We start from the raw sequence: 16,602 nt of genomic DNA on the forward strand, positions 1-16,602 counted from the left end.
TTTCCGGCTATTCCAGCTTGCCTTTCATCGCCCTGACACGTTCAGCGATTTCGGCCTTGACTGCTTCGAGATTGAAGCTCGCACCCCGTTGCATCGGCGGAAAATCGATGAATGTCTGAGCATATTCGCCAACCTTTTGCTGAAGGAAGACGAAGCGCCAGAACTCATGGACATAGAAATCCGGGAAAAAGAAGTAAGAGCCCATGTTGCCCTTCGGATATTGCATGCGCTCGAACGGATCCAGCCGAAGATTACTGAGGACCGGCATATCGAGGTGGACCGTTCCCCCAATCCAACCGTCGGGTTGGTCGATCATTCTATATTTCCAGTCCCCGAGGCGAACCGCCCCAAGAGTACCCTCGGCAAAGTAGAAGATCTCTTTCCGATTGGATGGGCCCTTGCCGGTCAGAAAATCCAACTGATTGTAACCGTCGAGATGAACCTTGTATGTCGTGTCTCCGAGTTGCTTGCCCTTCTGCAGCTCTTCCTTGATGTTCGGATTGCCGGCTATGGCGGCGAATGTCGGGAAGAAGTCCAGACCCGACATGAGACCATTCTCGACCTTTCCTGCTGGAATATGACCCGGCCAGCGAATGATCATTGGCACACGCATGCCACCTTCCATGATCGTTCCCTTGCCCGCAGCAAATGGCGTGTTCCCACCGTCTGGCCAAGTAAAATTCTCGGCCCCATTGTCAGTCGTGAACACAACGATCGTATTATCTTCCAGCCCTTCGGCTTTAAGCTTAGCCAACAAGCCCCCGACGACGTCATCAAGCTGGGCCATCACGCCTTCTTCCAGATACCATTCATTATCACCGGTCAGCTTCGCGGCATATTTCGGCGACAGGTGCGAGAGAACATGCGCACGGGTGGGATTGACCCACATGAAAAACGGCTTGCCGTCCTGCTTGGCCTTGTCGATGAACTTCACCGAATAGTCGAGAATGTCTTCGTCGACCGTTTCCATATTGTATTTGATGCCCTGTATAGGATGCGGCGGTAGCGGCCCCGCATCCTCGATCCTCTGCTTGCCGATCTTGCCCCAACGAGGCTGTTCGGTCGGGTCATCGGTCGTCGTGGCAAAGCTGTGAATCAAGTTGCGCGGTCCGACCTGATCCTTCAACGCAGGAGGATAGGAATGCCAAAACGGGTCCTCCATTGCGTCGAGGTGATAGAGGTAGCCGAAATATTCGTCGAACCCATGGACGGTCGGCAGGTAGCGATTCAAATCGCCCAAATGGTTCTTGCCGAATTGGCCCGTGACATAGCCCATCGCCTTGAGCGCTGTGGCGATCGTGGGGGCCTCGTCTGGAATACCGACCGTGGCGCCCGCCTGACCAACCGTGGTCAGCCCCGTGCGGATCGGCAGTTCCCCGGTGATGAAATTGGCGCGGCCCGCAGTACAACTCGGTTCCGCGTAATAATCGGTGAAACGCATGCCTTCGGTGGCAAGCTTGTCGAGATTTGGCGTCGTCGAATACATGAGGCCCTGATGGTAGGCGCCGATGTTGAACCAGCCGATGTCATCGCCCATGATAAAGAGAATGTTAGGTTTCTGCGGCTGCGCGGACGCCGGGGTAGTCACCGCCATAGTGACGGAAACCAGCGCAACGAGGCTAAGCCATAAAGTTCGAATCATCTCCATGGTTATTCCTCCTATGAGACATGGCTATTCCTCCCGTCTTCATTGCGGGTTTAGAGATGCGCCTGTTTGCGCATTTGTCGTTGGGTGTGATTAGCGACGCGAATTCAACACGCTACGCAACAAGATGACGAAGCAACGGCTAAAATATCTTGCGGTTAAGCAAGGACCATCCTGTTACAAAAAGATAATATCGCTTATGCGTCTGATTTAACGAGCGTTCTTATAGAATATCAGACATGCAAACGGCATCAGGCTCGGCACTCGAAGTATCATCTCCATCTACGATGTCGCGTATAGTGGCCCTTCTTCTGCCAGCTTTACCAAGAGGAACAACCCTCATGGATGACATTTGAGGCAATGATCAAATGAATAAGAAATATGCTACATCCACTTTCTAAGTAATGCTAGCCCTCAATCGACACTTGACGAAAATGTATAGCTTGAGCGTATCAGAGGTTACGCCATCTTTACGATGAAATGTCCCATCTCTGCTTGAAGTGAGGGCAAAGCTTCGCGCAGCCCCTACGGCGGCGGCCACGGCCATTCAAGAGATAAGGGGACTCAAGGATAAAGGGGGCTTTGGATGAGATTTTCATCCGGCGAAACGGCCTGACGCCCAATCAAGATATAATTTAGCCCAAAACAACGTTTCAACTCAGTGTTGCGCACCAGCACTAGGCGAGCCTTTCGCTTCGCCGTAGATATCCCGCAACAAGATCAGGGGCCTCTTCGAGGCTCCTTCACGCGCTGATCACCAGCGCCCACGCCGGACATTTTCCCATCATGTTCAAGACGGTCGCTCTTCTCACTGCTGTCTTTCTCGGCGCCATTATGGTGGCTTTTCTCGTCGTCACTCCGCATATTGAAACGGTCGAGGCCCGTGCCAGCGAAATGGCGCCAGCGGGCTGCGTCAGCCAGGAAGTCTCCCTCGACGAAGGCTATGGCGTGACCCGCAAGGAACTCCGTCTCGTCTGCGCCGACCGTTAAGCCCAGAACGTTTTCAGAAAAGAGCCCCAATGCCCAACGAAAGGGCCCCTTTGGGGGCGAATGGGTGGCCTCTTTGAAAAAATAAGAGCGTCATACTGGGTTTCCTCCAGCATCACGCTCTCGATAAATCAACCAACCTGACCAAGCGGCCGGACCGAGCCCGGCCGCTTCAAGCTTTTACTCGGTAATGGAGGCGACGACGCCGGCGCCGACCGTGCGGCCACCTTCGCGGATGGCGAAGCGCAGCTTCTCTTCCATCGCGATCGGAACGATCAGCTCCACATCCATCGTCACATTATCGCCAGGCATCACCATTTCCGTGCCTTCCGGCAGCGTCACGACGCCCGTCACATCGGTCGTCCGGAAATAGAACTGCGGACGATAGTTGGTGAAGAACGGCGTATGCCGGCCACCCTCATCCTTGGTCAGAATATAGGCTTCCGCCTTGAACTTGGTGTGCGGCTTCACGGAACCCGGCTTGCACAGGATCTGGCCACGCTCCACATCCTCGCGCTTGGTGCCACGCAGCAGAGCGCCGATATTGTCGCCCGCCTGACCCTGGTCCAGAAGCTTGCGGAACATTTCGACGCCGGTCACCGTCGTCTTCACCGTCGGCCGCAGACCGACGATCTCGATTTCCTCACCGACCTTGATGACGCCACGCTCGACGCGGCCTGTCACAACCGTACCGCGGCCTGAGATCGAGAACACGTCTTCCACCGGCATCAGGAACGGCAGATCGATCGGACGTTCCGGCTGCGGAATATAATCATCCACCGTCTGCATCAGAGCGAGAACCGCATCATGACCGATTTCCGGATTGCGGTTTTCCAAGGCGCACAGGGCCGAACCCTTGGTGATCGGAATGTCATCGCCGGGGAAGTCATATTTCGACAGAAGCTCGCGCACTTCCAGCTCGACGAGTTCGAGCAGTTCCGCGTCATCGACCATGTCGACCTTGTTCAGGAACACGACCAGCGCCGGAACACCGACCTGGCGCGCCAGAAGAATATGCTCGCGCGTCTGCGGCATCGGGCCATCGGCCGCCGAAACCACCAGGATCGCCCCGTCCATCTGCGCCGCGCCGGTGATCATGTTTTTCACATAGTCGGCGTGGCCGGGGCAGTCCACATGCGCGTAATGCCGCTTCGGCGTCTCATATTCCACATGCGCCGTCGAGATCGTGATGCCGCGCGCCTTCTCTTCCGGCGCCTTGTCGATCTGATCATAGGCCGTAAAGGTCGCGCCGCCCGCTTCCGCCAGAACCTTGGTGATCGCCGCCGTCAGTGACGTCTTGCCATGGTCAACATGGCCAATCGTTCCAATGTTGCAATGCGGCTTCGTCCGCTCAAATTTTTCCTTGCCCATAGGCGAAAACCTCAATCATTCAATTTGCTGATTTGGAGAGAAGACTGGCCGGATGACGCAGCGGCGCCTTAGTTTCAAGCGAAGCGGACAAAGTCAAGCCGCCCTTTTCCAAGCGGGCCTCAACCGGCGCTGGGGGCGCCATTTTCATCGAAGAAAAGCTCTGTCGTATCATCATCCATAAAAATTTCGGCGCGCCGCACGATACCCGCCGTATCATATTCATATTTATGGGAAATCTCGATTTCCCCGTAGACCATTTTCTTGAAACCGAGGAGTCGCTCCTGCTCGTCGAAATAAGCGACAATAAAAGTATTGCGGTTGCGCAAAGCTTCCGGCTCAAGCGGATTGATCATGCGCACGGGCAGCTTCACCCCCGTATAGGAGACGAAATAACGAGCGTTTTCAGGATCCTGGGAAGTATCGTAATTTTTTTCCTCTGGCGGATTCTCGATATAGTCCTCGGTGTCGTTCATGCAAGGCGATCCATTTAAAAAACTGATGACACGCCTTCTTTACGATGAAAATCCTCACGCCGACAATGCCCAGGGGGAGAAACCCTGGCAGCGCGCAAATTTCCGCGCCTCGAACCGAATCCGATCACCATCGCCAATCTTTAAGATCCGCCCGGCGGGTCGCCCATCTTGACGAGCAGGAAGCGCGCGCGCACCTTTTCCCCATGGCTCATTCGCGCGATCAATTCGAAATCACCAGTGACATCCTGCTGCGCGCCTATTCGATCGGCTTGTTTCCCATGGCCGAAAGCGCGGAAGACCCGAATCTGTTCTGGGTCGATCCGGAATTGCGCGGCATTTTTCCGCTCGATGGGATGATCATTTCCAAAAGCCTCGCCAAGACGATCCGTTCGGATCGTTTCGAGGTGCGGGTCGATTATGATTTCGACGCGGTCATCGACCAATGTGCCGCCGAGGCACCAGGTCGAGACAAGACCTGGATCAATGCCCGTATCCGCCTGCTCTATCGCCAGCTTTTCGACATCGGACAGGTTCACACCGTCGAGACATGGCAGGAGGGAGAGCTCATCGGCGGGCTCTATGGCGTCCAGCTCGGCGGCGCTTTTTTTGGCGAAAGCATGTTTCACCGCAAAACGGATGCCTCGAAAGTTGCCCTCGCCCATCTCGCGGCCCGGTTGATCCACAGCGGCTTCCGCCTGCTCGATACGCAATTCGTGACGCCGCATCTCGCCACGCTCGGGGCGATCGAAGTGCCCAAGGAGGCCTATCGACGCCTGCTCGCCGAGGCCATCACTCTTCCAGCCGATTTCTGGCGCTGGCCCAAGGGTCAGAGGATTTCGGGAGCCGAAGTGCTCGCTACAATCCGTCAGAACACAGCGCCAGAACACGGCGGAGCGTAAAGACTGACCCGTCTCAGTAGAAACCATCCGGCGGCGCATCGGCCGGTGGTGGAACACGTTTGCGCCTGCGCCGCTCAGGAGGAGGAGCGTCTGGGATCAGGCCGGGCGGTGGCCCCACTTCGACGGGTCCGTCATCGGGCGGAGCCCGACGCATGGCCGGAGGCGCCAGCGGATCATCGAACGAATCGTCAGGTGGCGGTTGAACCGGTTTGGGCTTGGGTTTTGACTTGGATTTGGCTGGGCTGGGCTTCGGCGCTTCCGACGGGTCGATGTCCGAAGCCTCTTTCGCATTGTCCGGCGTTGCTGGCAAACCCGCTGCTGTATCCGGGCTCGGCAGAACCTCTTTGCCGCCTTTGCAATCGTTCAGCCAGATATCATAGACGGGATGTTCCAAGGCATGCAGCCCCGGGCTTGCGGCAAACATCCAGCCGGCGAAAATCTGTTTCGGGGTTTTGGTCTTGTCGGCGGCGTCGATTTCATCGACCTCGACGAAAGTGATCGTCTGCGGCGTTTCCGTCGAGGGCCGTGTGTAGCAGGCGCGCTCGGTGATCTGCAACGAGCCGAATTGGACCGTCTCATCGGTCGCGACCTCGAAGGAAATGATCCGCCCGGTGATCTTGTCGAGACCCGAAAAGACCGCGATCGGATGTTTGATCCGATCCGCTCGCGCGAAACCACAAGGCAAGAGGCCGGCTCCCCCCAGGGCAAGGGCGAGCAGCAACCGGCTTACGGAAGGAAGGGAAGCAGAAAAACGCAAACAGCTCTCGTGATTTTCGTGATCCGCCGATCGCGGGGGCCGCCGTTACAATTGGTCGGTGCTCAAGCTTCCGGCGACCAAGCCTCATAGTCACCGGTTGCCGGCGGACGCGCAGCAGCGGCGAGTGTCGAGCCAGAGGGACGCCAAGCCTCCGGTGTTCCCGTCATATTCGGCAGATGCGGCAATTGCCAGGGGCGCGGCTTGTAATCTTCCTGCGTCGGCGGCACATCAGTTGTATGGTGAAGCCAGCCATACCAGCCGGGCGGCGTCATCGAGCCTTCCGAGACACCGGCATAGATGACCCAGCGGCGTTCGAAGCCAAGCGCCGGATCGATACCTGGCTTGCGATAATAGATGTTGCCGAATTCGTCCTTACCGACTTCTTCTCCATACCGTTTCGTATAGAGACGAGTGTTCAGGGTCGCGCCGTTCCACCAGGTAAAAATTTGAGTCAGGAGATTCATTGATCGGCCTACTTTCCTGAATGTTCAGCCTTAAAATCCTGCCATGACCGTTTTCACGCGCCCATGGCCCCCGCTATGGGCTTCTTATGGCGACACAGGTCCGTGCTGTCCAGTCCCCATGCGGTCGGAGTTTTTCTCTTCCAGCGTCGCCGGATAGATCATGATCCATGCCCTGAGCCTTCTGCTCCTCTGCCAGCTCCTCGGCGAGATCGCCGTGCGCGCCTTGGGAATTTCCCTGCCGGGACCAGTCGCTGGTCTGCTTTTTCTCTTCCTTTGGCTGTCCTGGCGCGGCTGGCAGGCAGGCGATACGGATCCCGTGGTTCCCCCCGAAATCGAAACCCTGGCCACGACCTTGCTGCGCTATCTCGCCGTTCTGTTCATTCCTGTGGCGGTCGGCGTGATGGAACAGGTTCATATGCTGCGCGCCTATGGCCTCGGCATTTTGCTGAGTGTCGCCCTTTCCGGCATTGCCGCACTGGCCGTGACTTCACTTGTGTTTGAATGGGTGATGCGCCGGACCCTGCCCCCGGGCAATCTGGATTTTCAGGCCACGGGGGAAACACCGCAACGGGAGGAATCCCTTCCAGAGACGAAAGGAGCGGACACCCATGCATGAGACCTCCAACGGCATCTGGGTCTATCTTGCCGCCCATCCCCTCTTCTGGCTGACAGCAACGCTCGGCGCCTTCATCCTGGCCGAGGAATTCGCGGCCCGTTTTGGGCGCCCTCCTTGGGCCAATCCGGTTTTGATCGCCTCTCTTTTGCTCATCAGCCTTCTGCTCGCGACCGGCACCGATTACGCGACCTATTTCCAAGGCGCGCAGTTCATCCATTTTCTGCTCGGCCCCGCGACCGTGGCGCTTGCCGTGCCGCTTTACCGCAATCTCGGGCGCGTGCGTGCCCTGTTCATTCCGATGATGCTGGCATTGGTTTCCGGCTCTCTGGTCGCCATCATCAGCGCCGTCCTGCTCGGCCGGCTGATGGGCTTGCCACGCGAAGTGGTGATTTCACTCGCTCCGAAATCGGTCACCATGCCGATTGCCATGAGTCTCGCTGAAAATCTCGGCGGCGTTCCGGCCTTGACCGCCTGTTTCGTCCTGCTGACGGGGATTTTCGGAGCCATATCGGTCACAGCACTTTTGAACTTGCTGCGCATCAAGGATTTCGCGGCACGTGGCTTCGCGGTCGGCCTGTCCGCGCATGGAATCGGCGTCGCCCGCGCGCTGCAATGCGATCCCGTGGCCGGCGCGTTTGCCGGTATCGCGCTGGGGCTGAACGGCGCCTTGACCAGCATGCTGGTTCCCGTGGTGCTGCCCTGGCTTCTCTAATGCGCTGCACCTAAAAGTTTAATGATGTCTTAACTATATACAGAAAATGAGCACAAAAATCGTGCCGGATCGCGGGTAAAATTTGTCCACAGCCAAGATCCCCAAGAGTTCCTATGCTTTACCCTGTTAGCCACGGAAATCGGATAGTCGGGATATTGGCGCGTCGGCTGAGAACGATCATTGTTTGGGCCCGCTCCCAATCCCAAATACGATTCTTGAACTGAAGGGCCAGTGCCATGCAGATCCCTCGGCGCCACACGCAATCGACGGTCGATCCCTATGCCGGTATCGCCTTTCGCGCGGCCAAGAGCGAGATTCGCAATCCCGACGGCTCGGTGGTCTTTTCTCTCGAAGGCATTGAAGTGCCGGCGGCCTGGAGCCAGGTCGCGGCCGATGTCCTCGCCCAGAAATATTTCCGCAAGGCCGGCGTTCCGGCGCGCCTGAAACGCGTCGAGGAACATAGCGTCCCCTCTTTCCTGTGGCGCAGCGTCCCCGATGAGGAAGCTCTCGCGGCGCTGCCGCCCGCAGAGCGATTCGTCTCTGAAATTTCGGCCAAGCAGGTGTTCGACCGGCTGGCCGGCGCCTGGACCTATTGGGGTTGGAAGGGCAGCTATTTCGATACCGAAGAGGACGCCCAGGCCTTTTACGACGAATTGCGCTTCATGCTGGCAAGCCAGATGGTGGCGCCGAATTCACCGCAATGGTTCAACACCGGCCTGTTCTGGGCCTATGGCATCGATGGACCGAGCCAGGGCCATTATTATGTCGATCCGTTCGATGGCGAACTGGTCCAGTCGCAATCGGCCTATGAACATCCGCAGCCGCACGCCTGTTTCATCCAGTCGGTTCAGGATGATCTCGTCAATGAGGGCGGGATCATGGACTTGTGGGTGCGGGAAGCCCGCCTCTTCAAATATGGCTCCGGCACTGGCTCGAATTTCTCGAAGCTGCGCGGCGAGAATGAAAAACTGTCCGGAGGCGGCAAATCCTCTGGCCTGATGTCCTTCCTGAAGATCGGCGACCGGGCAGCGGGCGCGATCAAATCGGGCGGCACCACGCGGCGGGCGGCCAAAATGGTCGTCGTCGATGCCGATCATCCCGATATCGAGGATTATATCGACTGGAAGATGCGCGAGGAGCAAAAGGTCGCGGCCCTCGTCACCGGCTCCAAAACCTTGAAGAAGGCCCTGAAGGCCATCGTGCGCGCCTGCGTCAATTGCGAGGGGCCGGGCGATGATTGCTTCAACCCGGAAAAGAACCCGGCGTTGAAACGGGAGATCAAGCTCGCGCGCCGTGCCTTCGTGCCCGATGCCGCGATCAAGAAGGCGCTCCAGCTCGTTCGCCAGGGCGAGACCGACATTGATGTCGAAGCCTTCACCACGGATTGGGATTCGGAAGCCTATCTCACCGTCTCCGGCCAGAATTCCAATAATTCCGTGCGCGTGACCGATGATTTTTTACGCGCCGTGGAGCAAGATGGCGATTGGAACCTGACACGGCGCCTCGATGGCAAGCCGCATAAAACCCTGCCCGCGCGTGAGTTATGGGAGAAGATCGGCCGTGCCGCCTGGGCCTCCGCCGATCCGGGCCTGCAATTTCACACGACGATCAATGATTGGCACACCTGCCCGGCCGATGGCCCGATCGTCGCCTCGAATCCATGCTCGGAATATATGTTCCTCGACGATACGGCCTGTAATCTTGCCTCGCTGAACCTGCTTCAGTTCCGCAATACGCAGACCAAGATTTTCGACGTCGAGGCTTATGAACATGCCGTTCGGCTTTGGACGATCGTGCTCGAAATCTCGGTGATGATGGCGCAATTCCCGTCCCGGGAAATCGCTTTGCTCTCCTATGAATTCCGCACGCTCGGCTTGGGTTTCGCCAATATCGGCGGGCTCTTGATGTCGTCCGGCATTGCCTATGATTCGGCGCAAGGCCGAGCGATCTGCGGCGCGCTGTCAGCGATCATGACCGGCATTGCCTATGCGACTTCCGCCGAAATGGCCGGCCAGCTTGGCCCCTTCTCGGGCTATCAGCGCAACGCGACCGGCATGCTACGGGTCATGCGCAATCATGCACGCGCGGCCCGCGGCGAATCCACGGGTTACGAGAGCCTCGATATTCTCCCCGTCCCGCTCGATCACGTAGCCCTCGACGCAAACCCGGCGCTCGGCGCCCCTGCCCTGCGCCGTCACGCGGTCATGGCCTGGGACAAGGCTGTCGCCCTCGGCGAGCGGCACGGGTTCCGCAATGCCCAGGTCTCCGTTGTCGCGCCGACTGGCACGATCGGTCTCGTCATGGATTGCGATACAACCGGCATCGAGCCTGATTTCGCCTTGGTGAAATTCAAGAAACTCGCCGGCGGCGGCTATTTCAAGATCATCAACCGCGCCGTGCCGGAAGGTCTGCGCGCGCTGGGCTATCCGGAATCCCAAATCGCCGAAATCGAGGCCTATGCCGTCGGCCATGCCTCACTCAGCAATGCGCCGGGTATCAATCACGCGAGCCTCACCGCGCGCGGTTTCACGCCGGAGAAGATCGCCGACGTGGAAGCGGCGCTCGCCTCCGCCTTCGATATCAAATTCGTCTTCAACAAATGGACGCTCGGCGCTGATTTCCTGACCGAGGTCCTGAACATTCCGGCCGAAAAGCTGGATGAGCCGAATTTCGATCTGCTCAGCGCGCTGGGTTTCTCGCGCCAGGAGATCGAGGCGGCGAATATCCATGTCTGCGGCGCGATGACCATCGAAGGTGCGCCCTATCTGAAACTTGAACATTATGCGGTCTTCGATTGCGCCAGCATCTGCGGGCGCACCGGCAAGCGCTTCCTCTCGGTCGAGAGCCATATCCGCATGATGGCGGCCTCGCAGCCCTTTATCTCCGGCGCGATCTCCAAGACGATCAACATGCCGAACGAGGCGACGATCGAGGATTGCAAGAACGCCTATCTCCTCTCCTGGCGCCTGGGCCTCAAGGCCAATGCGCTCTATCGCGACGGGTCCAAACTGTCGCAACCGTTGAACAGCCAATTGCTGCAAGACGACGAGGATGAAACGGAAGAAGCGCTCGACGCATTGGTCGCCGCCCCCGCGCCCGTGCGCAGCACGATCGTTGCCGAAAAGATCGTCGAAAGGATCGTGGAGAAGACAGAACGTATCCGCGAACGTGAGCGTCTGCCCGACCGGCGCAAGGGCTATACACAAAAGGCAGTGGTCGGTGGCCATAAAGTGTATTTGCGCACCGGCGAATATGCGGACGGCCGGATCGGCGAGATCTTTATCGACATGCACAAGGAAGGCGCGGCCTTCCGTTCGTTGATGAACAATTTCGCCATCGCCATTTCGGTCGGCCTGCAATATGGCGTGCCGCTGGATGAATATGTCGATGCCTTCACCTTCACCCGCTTCGAGCCGGCGGGTCTGGTACAGGGCAATGACGCCATCAAGAACGCTACATCGATTCTCGATTATGTCTTCCGCGAATTGGCGATTTCCTATATCGGCCGCAATGATCTCGCCCATATCGATCCGAGCGAGATCGGCCCTGATGTGCTGGGCCAAGGCGAGAAGCAAAGCAGCCGGCCGCAGCAGACGCCCGTTGTGCCGCCCGGCACCGCGAAGCTTGTCTCGCATGGTTTCGTGCGGTCCAAGGCGGACAAGCTGATGCTGGTCCAAGGTGGCGTCGTTGCCTCCACAACACAAGGCGCGACAGCCCTTGCGGTTTCGACCACGACCGCTCTCAAGGAAAGCCTCGTGGAGGAAGTCTCGGCGGAGCTTGGCGCGCTCGACTGGGGTCCCGCCTCAACCTTGGCTGGCAAACGCGCCGAAGCACGGATGAAGGGCTATACGGGTGATTCCTGCACGGAATGCGGCAATTTCACCTTGGTGCGCAACGGCACGTGTTTGAAATGCGATACCTGTGGGGCGACGACCGGCTGCTCATGAGCAGCCGGGTGCAAACGTTGTAGCGGTGGTGTCGGGTGCCAAATATGATGTCACTCTGCCAGAAGAACTGTCACTATCTCCAATCTGGCTCTACCACAAAAATGTCACCTGATTTCTGGTGACATTTTCATATGTTCATCGTCTGCATAGGCAGGTTGGCAATCACCTACTCACCATCTAACAGGGCAACGACTTTTTCGAGCCGGATCACCGGATCAAGAGTCGCCAGCAAACTCTGCTTCTTACTGATCGGCATGGCCATGTGCTGAGAGATAACATCGGCGACGCGTCCAGGATCGCGGATTTGACCAAGGGCTGGCCACGTCTGCGGTATATCGATTTCGTGGACAGCCACGTAGCGTTCAAACCGTTCAACAACTTTTCGGATAAGTTCAGGCGCATCAGGGATCGGCCCTTCGCTGATGTCGGCGATTTCGGCCTGGAACGCGCCTGCTTCCCCAATGAATCCGCAGATCGCGACACGCCGGTGCGCATGCACCAGGATTTTCATTGTGCTATCGGGAAACCGCTCAAGCTCAAGTAACCTGGCAAGCACTCCAACTTCGTAAACATCGCCAAAGCCAGGCTCTTCAATAGCGGGGTCCTTTTGGACGGCTAGCACGACCTCCCGGTGACGCTCAAACGCATGGTCGAGGGCGTGCTTTGTCTTGTCACGGCCGACTAAAAGCGGGACGTTCATCGTCGGGAAAACCACGAAATCCCGAATCGGAAGGGCCGGATAGTTTACCGTTCCACCTGGGTGCCTTGTGGGAGGACTTGCGGTCTCCCGCAGCCGCGCTTGGAGTAAGGCCGACAAGGTGTTCCAGTCAGAAATGCCCAGTATCTTCGAAACCAGTTCCAAGCTCTCGCTGTAGCTGATTGTGATGGCCTTGGCGGTCAAGTTTTCGCGCAGGGTCTGTGCCATGGCCTTAGCATCGCGAAAGTCGCGCATGTCTTGGTCCTTTGCATGAGCGAACCAGGCGTGTCAGGTGGTTGCGTTGCTGACCCAGTCGCTCGGGCAAAGGGAAGCCTGAAGGCTCGATACGTTCACCGTTCCCATGAGGGCGCAACCAGCAGGTCGTATCAACCTAGAGTAGATGCTGAACCACTCTGCACTGCCTGTCAATTGCGAACCTGATTAGCCGCATTATATTGGCAACCAACATCTTGCTACAAATATCCCGCGACTAAATTATCTGCGTAGCCTTGAGGGGGAGAGTGCACTTGACCTTTCCTAAGCCTTCGAACTGTTAAGGATAGGATAAATCGGCTGTTTAAGCAGGCATTTTCAATGCGTCTTTGCAGCGTGTAAAAATGGACGGTGGCCATGATCTCAGATTATTCGAGCCAGTTCCCCGCCATTTCACTTCGCAGGGGTCACTCTCTCTTCCCGAAGTCTTTTATTCAGAACTTCCTGCGCACCCTGCATAAAGGCGAGCTGTAACCTACTCGGTGCTTCCACGTAATCACTGCAATCCATCAGCACATTGGCATCATATCCGATAGCACCAGCGCATGCGCTCCTGGCGCATCTTGCTCCACTCGCGCGAGCACGTGCTAATGCCTCCACCTTTTGCCCCTCTGTCATATCGTCCCATTTCTGGATTTCTGACACGTTTCCCTCCGTCGACTCCCTGAATTCATCGTCTAGAGCCGGCAATTTTTTGGACAAGCGCTCGAACGCTTCGCTTGTCTCGTTTTGTTCACGCGTCAATATATCGCAGGCCGCATCCCACTTCCAGTCCATTGAAGCTAAACCTCAGCTCTCCAGCAGCTAAGACAAGGCCAAATTAAATGTAGCTGAGCTTCATGATCTGATGAACGATGCTGATGTCTGCAGAATGATCTTTGCACAAGCAAAGCAGCGTGTAGCTGAACTTGATTACATTATTCAGAATAAACTTCGCCATATTGGCGCGACGCAATGACAAAGAATGACAGCGTGAGCGTAATAGCTCTCAACTATCCTGGGGGACGCTGAATAGGCCAATACCAAAAATTATATTATAAAACAAATAGATGCATTTTACTAAAGAGGCTGATTCAAAGCGTCACCAGTCCATCTCTTGAAAATCGCCGAGGGGCGTCGCACCTTTTCTCTTGTCTTCGTACGCCACGCGAGCCCGCATCCAACCGGATGCATTTTCAAGCGGAGAACTCGGCTTTCGTAGACAAGGTTCAAGCTCATGCGGCGCCGCCTTGTTGAGCTCTTCGCGCCCCACTTTGTTCGAAGGCAAGCCATGGGGGATCTTGTTTACGATCACCGCCGTGAATGGCGGAACCTGATTGATGCCTTGCCACAGCTCGTCTGGGCTGCCACGCCGGATGGCACTTGCGACTACTTCAGCCACCAATGGACAGAGTACACCGGCGTCCCGGAAAGCGAGTTGCTCGGCTGGCGCTGGATAGAGGTGCTGCACCCGGACGACCGGGAACCCACACGAGAATTCTGGACGGATTCAGTCGCGGGGCATCACCCTTATGACGTGGAATACCGCGTCCGGCGGCGTGACGGTGTCTATGGCTGGTTCAAGACGCGTGGCGTGCCGATCCGGGACAGCCGGGGGATCATATCCAAATGGTGCGGGAGCTGCACCGATATTTCCGACCTCAAGCGGGCCGAAGTCGCCCTGACCCGCGCCAAGGCAGAAGCGGAACAGGCGAATGTGGCCAAGGGCGAGTTCCTCGCCAATATGAGCCATGAGATCCGCACGCCGATGAACGGTGTGATCGGCATGGCCCAACTTCTGGATGGCACCGAATTGTCGGTGCAGCAGCGCGAATATGTGTCGATCATCCTCCACTCGGCCGATACATTGATGAGATTGATCAACGACGTTCTCGACTTCTCGAAGATCGAGGCCGGTAAGCTCGAGCTTGAGTCGATCCCGTTCCAACTGCGCGACACTTTGGGCGATACGCTGCACTCGCTCGCGGCGCGGGCCGCTCACAAAGGGCTAGAGCTCGCCTATCACGTCCCGGTCGAGATCCCTGACGCGCTGGTGGGAGACCCGACACGGTTACGCCAAATCATCACCAACCTCGTCGGCAACGCGATCAAGTTCACAGAAAAGGGCGAGGTGGTGGTCGACGTTCGGTTAAAGGAAACGACCGATACGGACGTGCAACTCGAGTTCGAGGTGCGCGACACGGGGATCGGCATCTCGAAAAATCAGCAAGAGAAAGTATTCACGGCATTCGGCCAGGCCGACGCTTCAACGACGCGTCGCTATGGCGGCACGGGGCTAGGCCTCACCATCGCAGCACAACTCGCGGAGAAGATGGGCGGGAAGATAAAGCTCGAGAGCGAACCCGGCGTCGGCAGCACGTTTTCCTTTGCTCCGATTCTCCACCTGGCCCGCGAAGAACGCAAGGTCCGCACGCTCTCTTCGGATGAATTGCGCGGCCAGCCGGTCTTGCTGGTGGATGACAATGAAACCAACCGGCGCATTACCCAAGAGATCCTCGTCAATTGGGGCATGGTGCCGACGCTTGCGTCGAACGGCGCCGAGGCGCTTGCCGCGCTCGATCGGGCTATAGCTGAAGGTGTGCCGCCGCGGCTCGCGCTCCTCGACGTGTTTATGCCGGAAATGGATGGGTTCGAACTTGCCAGGCGGATCCGCACGCGGCAGGAATTGGCACAGACGCGGATCCTGATGCTGTCGTCGGCGGAACGAACGGACGGCGAAGCGCGGATGCATGAGCTCGGTATTTCCCGGTTGCTGATGAAGCCGATCAAGCAATCCGACCTGCTGAACGCTGTCACTGAGGCTCTCGGCGTCGGCTTGCCCGAACCCCACATCCCCATTCCATCGCCGTTCACCCGGCCTGGCGAGATACCGATACGTCACGTTCTGTTGGCGGAAGATGGGGTCGTCAACCAGCAGGTGACTGTGGCTCTGCTCACCAAGCGGGGCCATCCGGTTGAAGTGGTCGAGAATGGTGAGGAGGCTGTCGAGGCGGTGCAACGCGGCGACTTCGATGTGGTATTGATGGACGTGCACATGCCGGTGATGGATGGCCTCGCCGCAGCCCGCATGATTCGTGAGCGAGAGCGGAACACGGGTGGTCACATTCCCATCATTGCCCTTACAGCCAGTGCCACAAAGGCCGACCGTGAGCGCTGTATGGCGGCAGGCATGGATGATTATGTCACAAAGCCGTTCCGGGCAGCCGAGCTGTACCGGGCGGTTGAGCAGTCAGTGCCGCCCACTCAACAGAGTCCTCCTGTGACCGAACTGGCGCCGCGCCTTGGGCTGGAGACAGCGCGGACAGCACAGCCCCCGGCATGTTTCCTGGCCGGCAAGGCACCGCGCCCAGCTGAGCCAGCACAAGTGCTCGACTGGGAGGGCGCGCTCCGCAATCTCGGCGATGAAGCGCTGCTTCGAGAGATGGCCGCGATGTTCCTCGACGAATGTCCCAAGCTCATGCGCGCGATCGACACGGCGATCGCAAGCAATGATGCGCCTGAGTTGCGTCGGGCGGCGCATACGCTGAAGGGCTCGGCGCATGTCATTGGCGCCCGTGCCGTGGCGCAGGCAGCGCTGGCGCTCGAAGCGATCGGCCGCGAGGGACAGTTGCAAGCCGCACCAAGCGTTCGAGGCGACCTTGAAACCGAACTCGCTCGATTGCCTGCGGCCTTACACGAGGCTGCAGGCGCTGCACCTGTGGAGAGTCTGCAGGTTCCATAGGCTGCATCGCGCTGAGCGTCGTGGGCGGGTTGGTTCACAC

Annotated in this window: 13 protein-coding genes; 6 read left to right on the forward strand and 7 right to left on the reverse strand. The window is 57.9% G+C overall.

The features are described from left to right. Positions 1 to 7: 7 nt before the first annotated feature. On the reverse strand, positions 8 to 1,648 hold the full coding sequence (locus BIND_RS09850) for an arylsulfatase (RefSeq protein WP_012384926.1): 1,641 nt from the start codon (positions 1,646 to 1,648) through the stop codon (positions 8 to 10). A 783-nt stretch (positions 1,649 to 2,431) separates the two neighbouring features. On the opposite strand from BIND_RS09850, the gene BIND_RS09855 reads away from it, so the two are divergent. After that, positions 2,432 to 2,635 (forward strand): hypothetical protein, encoded by a 204-nt coding sequence (locus BIND_RS09855; protein WP_012384927.1) that lies wholly within the window; start codon positions 2,432 to 2,434, stop codon positions 2,633 to 2,635. Between the two features lie 177 nt (positions 2,636 to 2,812). Here BIND_RS09855 and tuf read toward each other — a convergent pair whose 3' ends face one another. Beyond that, entirely contained in the window at positions 2,813 to 4,003 is a 1,191-nt protein-coding gene (gene tuf, locus BIND_RS09860; RefSeq protein WP_012384349.1) for an elongation factor Tu, read from the reverse strand. Between the two features lie 119 nt (positions 4,004 to 4,122). Beyond that, a complete protein-coding gene (locus BIND_RS09865) occupies positions 4,123 to 4,476 on the reverse strand; it encodes a DUF6156 family protein (RefSeq protein ID WP_012384928.1) in 354 nt (117 codons plus the stop codon). 203 nt (positions 4,477 to 4,679) lie between these two features. Here BIND_RS09865 and aat point away from each other — a divergent pair, with 203 nt between their 5' ends. Continuing rightward, positions 4,680 to 5,375, forward strand: coding sequence for a leucyl/phenylalanyl-tRNA--protein transferase (gene aat / locus BIND_RS09870; protein ID WP_012384929.1), 696 nt, complete (start codon positions 4,680 to 4,682; stop codon positions 5,373 to 5,375). 13 nt (positions 5,376 to 5,388) lie between these two features. On the opposite strand, the gene BIND_RS09875 is transcribed toward aat, so the two are convergent. Both BIND_RS09875 and BIND_RS09880 read right to left on the reverse strand, forming a co-directional pair. Continuing rightward, positions 5,389 to 6,132: a DUF2155 domain-containing protein gene (locus tag BIND_RS09875; protein WP_012384930.1), complete on the reverse strand. Its 744-nt coding sequence runs from the start codon at positions 6,130 to 6,132 to the stop codon at positions 5,389 to 5,391. Positions 6,133 to 6,194: 62 nt separating this feature from the next. After that, positions 6,195 to 6,596, reverse strand: coding sequence for an NADH:ubiquinone oxidoreductase subunit NDUFA12 (locus BIND_RS09880; RefSeq protein ID WP_012384931.1), 402 nt, complete (start codon positions 6,594 to 6,596; stop codon positions 6,195 to 6,197). Between the two features lie 160 nt (positions 6,597 to 6,756). Between BIND_RS09880 and BIND_RS09885 the strand changes: the two genes are divergently transcribed. The 3 genes from BIND_RS09885 (at position 6,757) to BIND_RS09895 (ending at position 11,871) form a co-directional block, all read left to right on the forward strand. After that, positions 6,757 to 7,212 carry a CidA/LrgA family protein gene (locus BIND_RS09885; RefSeq protein WP_012384932.1) on the forward strand — a complete coding sequence of 152 codons (456 nt, stop codon included), beginning with the start codon at positions 6,757 to 6,759 and terminating at the stop codon, positions 7,210 to 7,212. Beyond that, positions 7,205 to 7,924 (forward strand): LrgB family protein, encoded by a 720-nt coding sequence (locus tag BIND_RS09890; protein WP_012384933.1) that lies wholly within the window; start codon positions 7,205 to 7,207, stop codon positions 7,922 to 7,924. The genes BIND_RS09885 and BIND_RS09890 overlap by 8 nt, the downstream gene beginning before the upstream one ends. 236 nt (positions 7,925 to 8,160) lie before the next feature. Further along, complete coding sequence (locus BIND_RS09895; protein WP_012384934.1) at positions 8,161 to 11,871, forward strand: vitamin B12-dependent ribonucleotide reductase; 3,711 nt, start codon at positions 8,161 to 8,163, stop codon at positions 11,869 to 11,871. A gap of 166 nt (positions 11,872 to 12,037) precedes the next feature. Here BIND_RS09895 and BIND_RS09900 read toward each other — a convergent pair whose 3' ends face one another. Together BIND_RS09900 and BIND_RS09905 are read right to left on the reverse strand one after the other, a co-directional pair. Beyond that, positions 12,038 to 12,823 (reverse strand): LON peptidase substrate-binding domain-containing protein, encoded by a 786-nt coding sequence (locus tag BIND_RS09900; RefSeq protein WP_012384935.1) that lies wholly within the window; start codon positions 12,821 to 12,823, stop codon positions 12,038 to 12,040. Positions 12,824 to 13,234: 411 nt separating this feature from the next. Further along, a complete protein-coding gene (locus BIND_RS09905) occupies positions 13,235 to 13,618 on the reverse strand; it encodes a hypothetical protein (protein ID WP_012384936.1) in 384 nt (127 codons plus the stop codon). 493 nt (positions 13,619 to 14,111) lie between these two features. On the opposite strand from BIND_RS09905, the gene BIND_RS09910 reads away from it, so the two are divergent. Beyond that, positions 14,112 to 16,562, forward strand: coding sequence for a response regulator (locus BIND_RS09910; protein WP_012384937.1), 2,451 nt, complete (start codon positions 14,112 to 14,114; stop codon positions 16,560 to 16,562). The last annotated feature ends 40 nt before the right edge of the window (positions 16,563 to 16,602 follow it).

The organism is Beijerinckia indica subsp. indica ATCC 9039, from assembly GCF_000019845.1.
In the GTDB taxonomy this organism is placed as follows: Bacteria; Pseudomonadota; Alphaproteobacteria; order Rhizobiales; family Beijerinckiaceae; genus Beijerinckia; species Beijerinckia indica.

What these genes read in the sequence shown, in the direction of transcription:
- BIND_RS09900 (WP_012384935.1), bottom strand. Translation starts at nt 12,823, where the DNA reads ATGCGCGACTTTCGCGATGCTAAGGCCATGGCACAGACCCTGCGCGAA.
- BIND_RS09895 (WP_012384934.1), top strand. Translation starts at nt 8,161, where the DNA reads ATGCAGATCCCTCGGCGCCACACGCAATCGACGGTCGATCCCTATGCC.
- BIND_RS09865 (WP_012384928.1), bottom strand. Translation starts at nt 4,476, where the DNA reads ATGAACGACACCGAGGACTATATCGAGAATCCGCCAGAGGAAAAAAAT.
- BIND_RS09880 (WP_012384931.1), bottom strand. Translation starts at nt 6,596, where the DNA reads ATGAATCTCCTGACTCAAATTTTTACCTGGTGGAACGGCGCGACCCTG.
- BIND_RS09855 (WP_012384927.1), top strand. Translation starts at nt 2,432, where the DNA reads ATGTTCAAGACGGTCGCTCTTCTCACTGCTGTCTTTCTCGGCGCCATT.
- BIND_RS09905 (WP_012384936.1), bottom strand. Translation starts at nt 13,618, where the DNA reads ATGGACTGGAAGTGGGATGCGGCCTGCGATATATTGACGCGTGAACAA.
- BIND_RS09910 (WP_012384937.1), top strand. Translation starts at nt 14,112, where the DNA reads ATGGGGGATCTTGTTTACGATCACCGCCGTGAATGGCGGAACCTGATT.
- BIND_RS09885 (WP_012384932.1), top strand. Translation starts at nt 6,757, where the DNA reads ATGATCCATGCCCTGAGCCTTCTGCTCCTCTGCCAGCTCCTCGGCGAG.
- aat (WP_012384929.1), top strand. Translation starts at nt 4,680, where the DNA reads ATGGCTCATTCGCGCGATCAATTCGAAATCACCAGTGACATCCTGCTG.
- tuf (WP_012384349.1), bottom strand. Translation starts at nt 4,003, where the DNA reads ATGGGCAAGGAAAAATTTGAGCGGACGAAGCCGCATTGCAACATTGGA.
- BIND_RS09890 (WP_012384933.1), top strand. Translation starts at nt 7,205, where the DNA reads ATGCATGAGACCTCCAACGGCATCTGGGTCTATCTTGCCGCCCATCCC.
- BIND_RS09850 (WP_012384926.1), bottom strand. Translation starts at nt 1,648, where the DNA reads ATGGAGATGATTCGAACTTTATGGCTTAGCCTCGTTGCGCTGGTTTCC.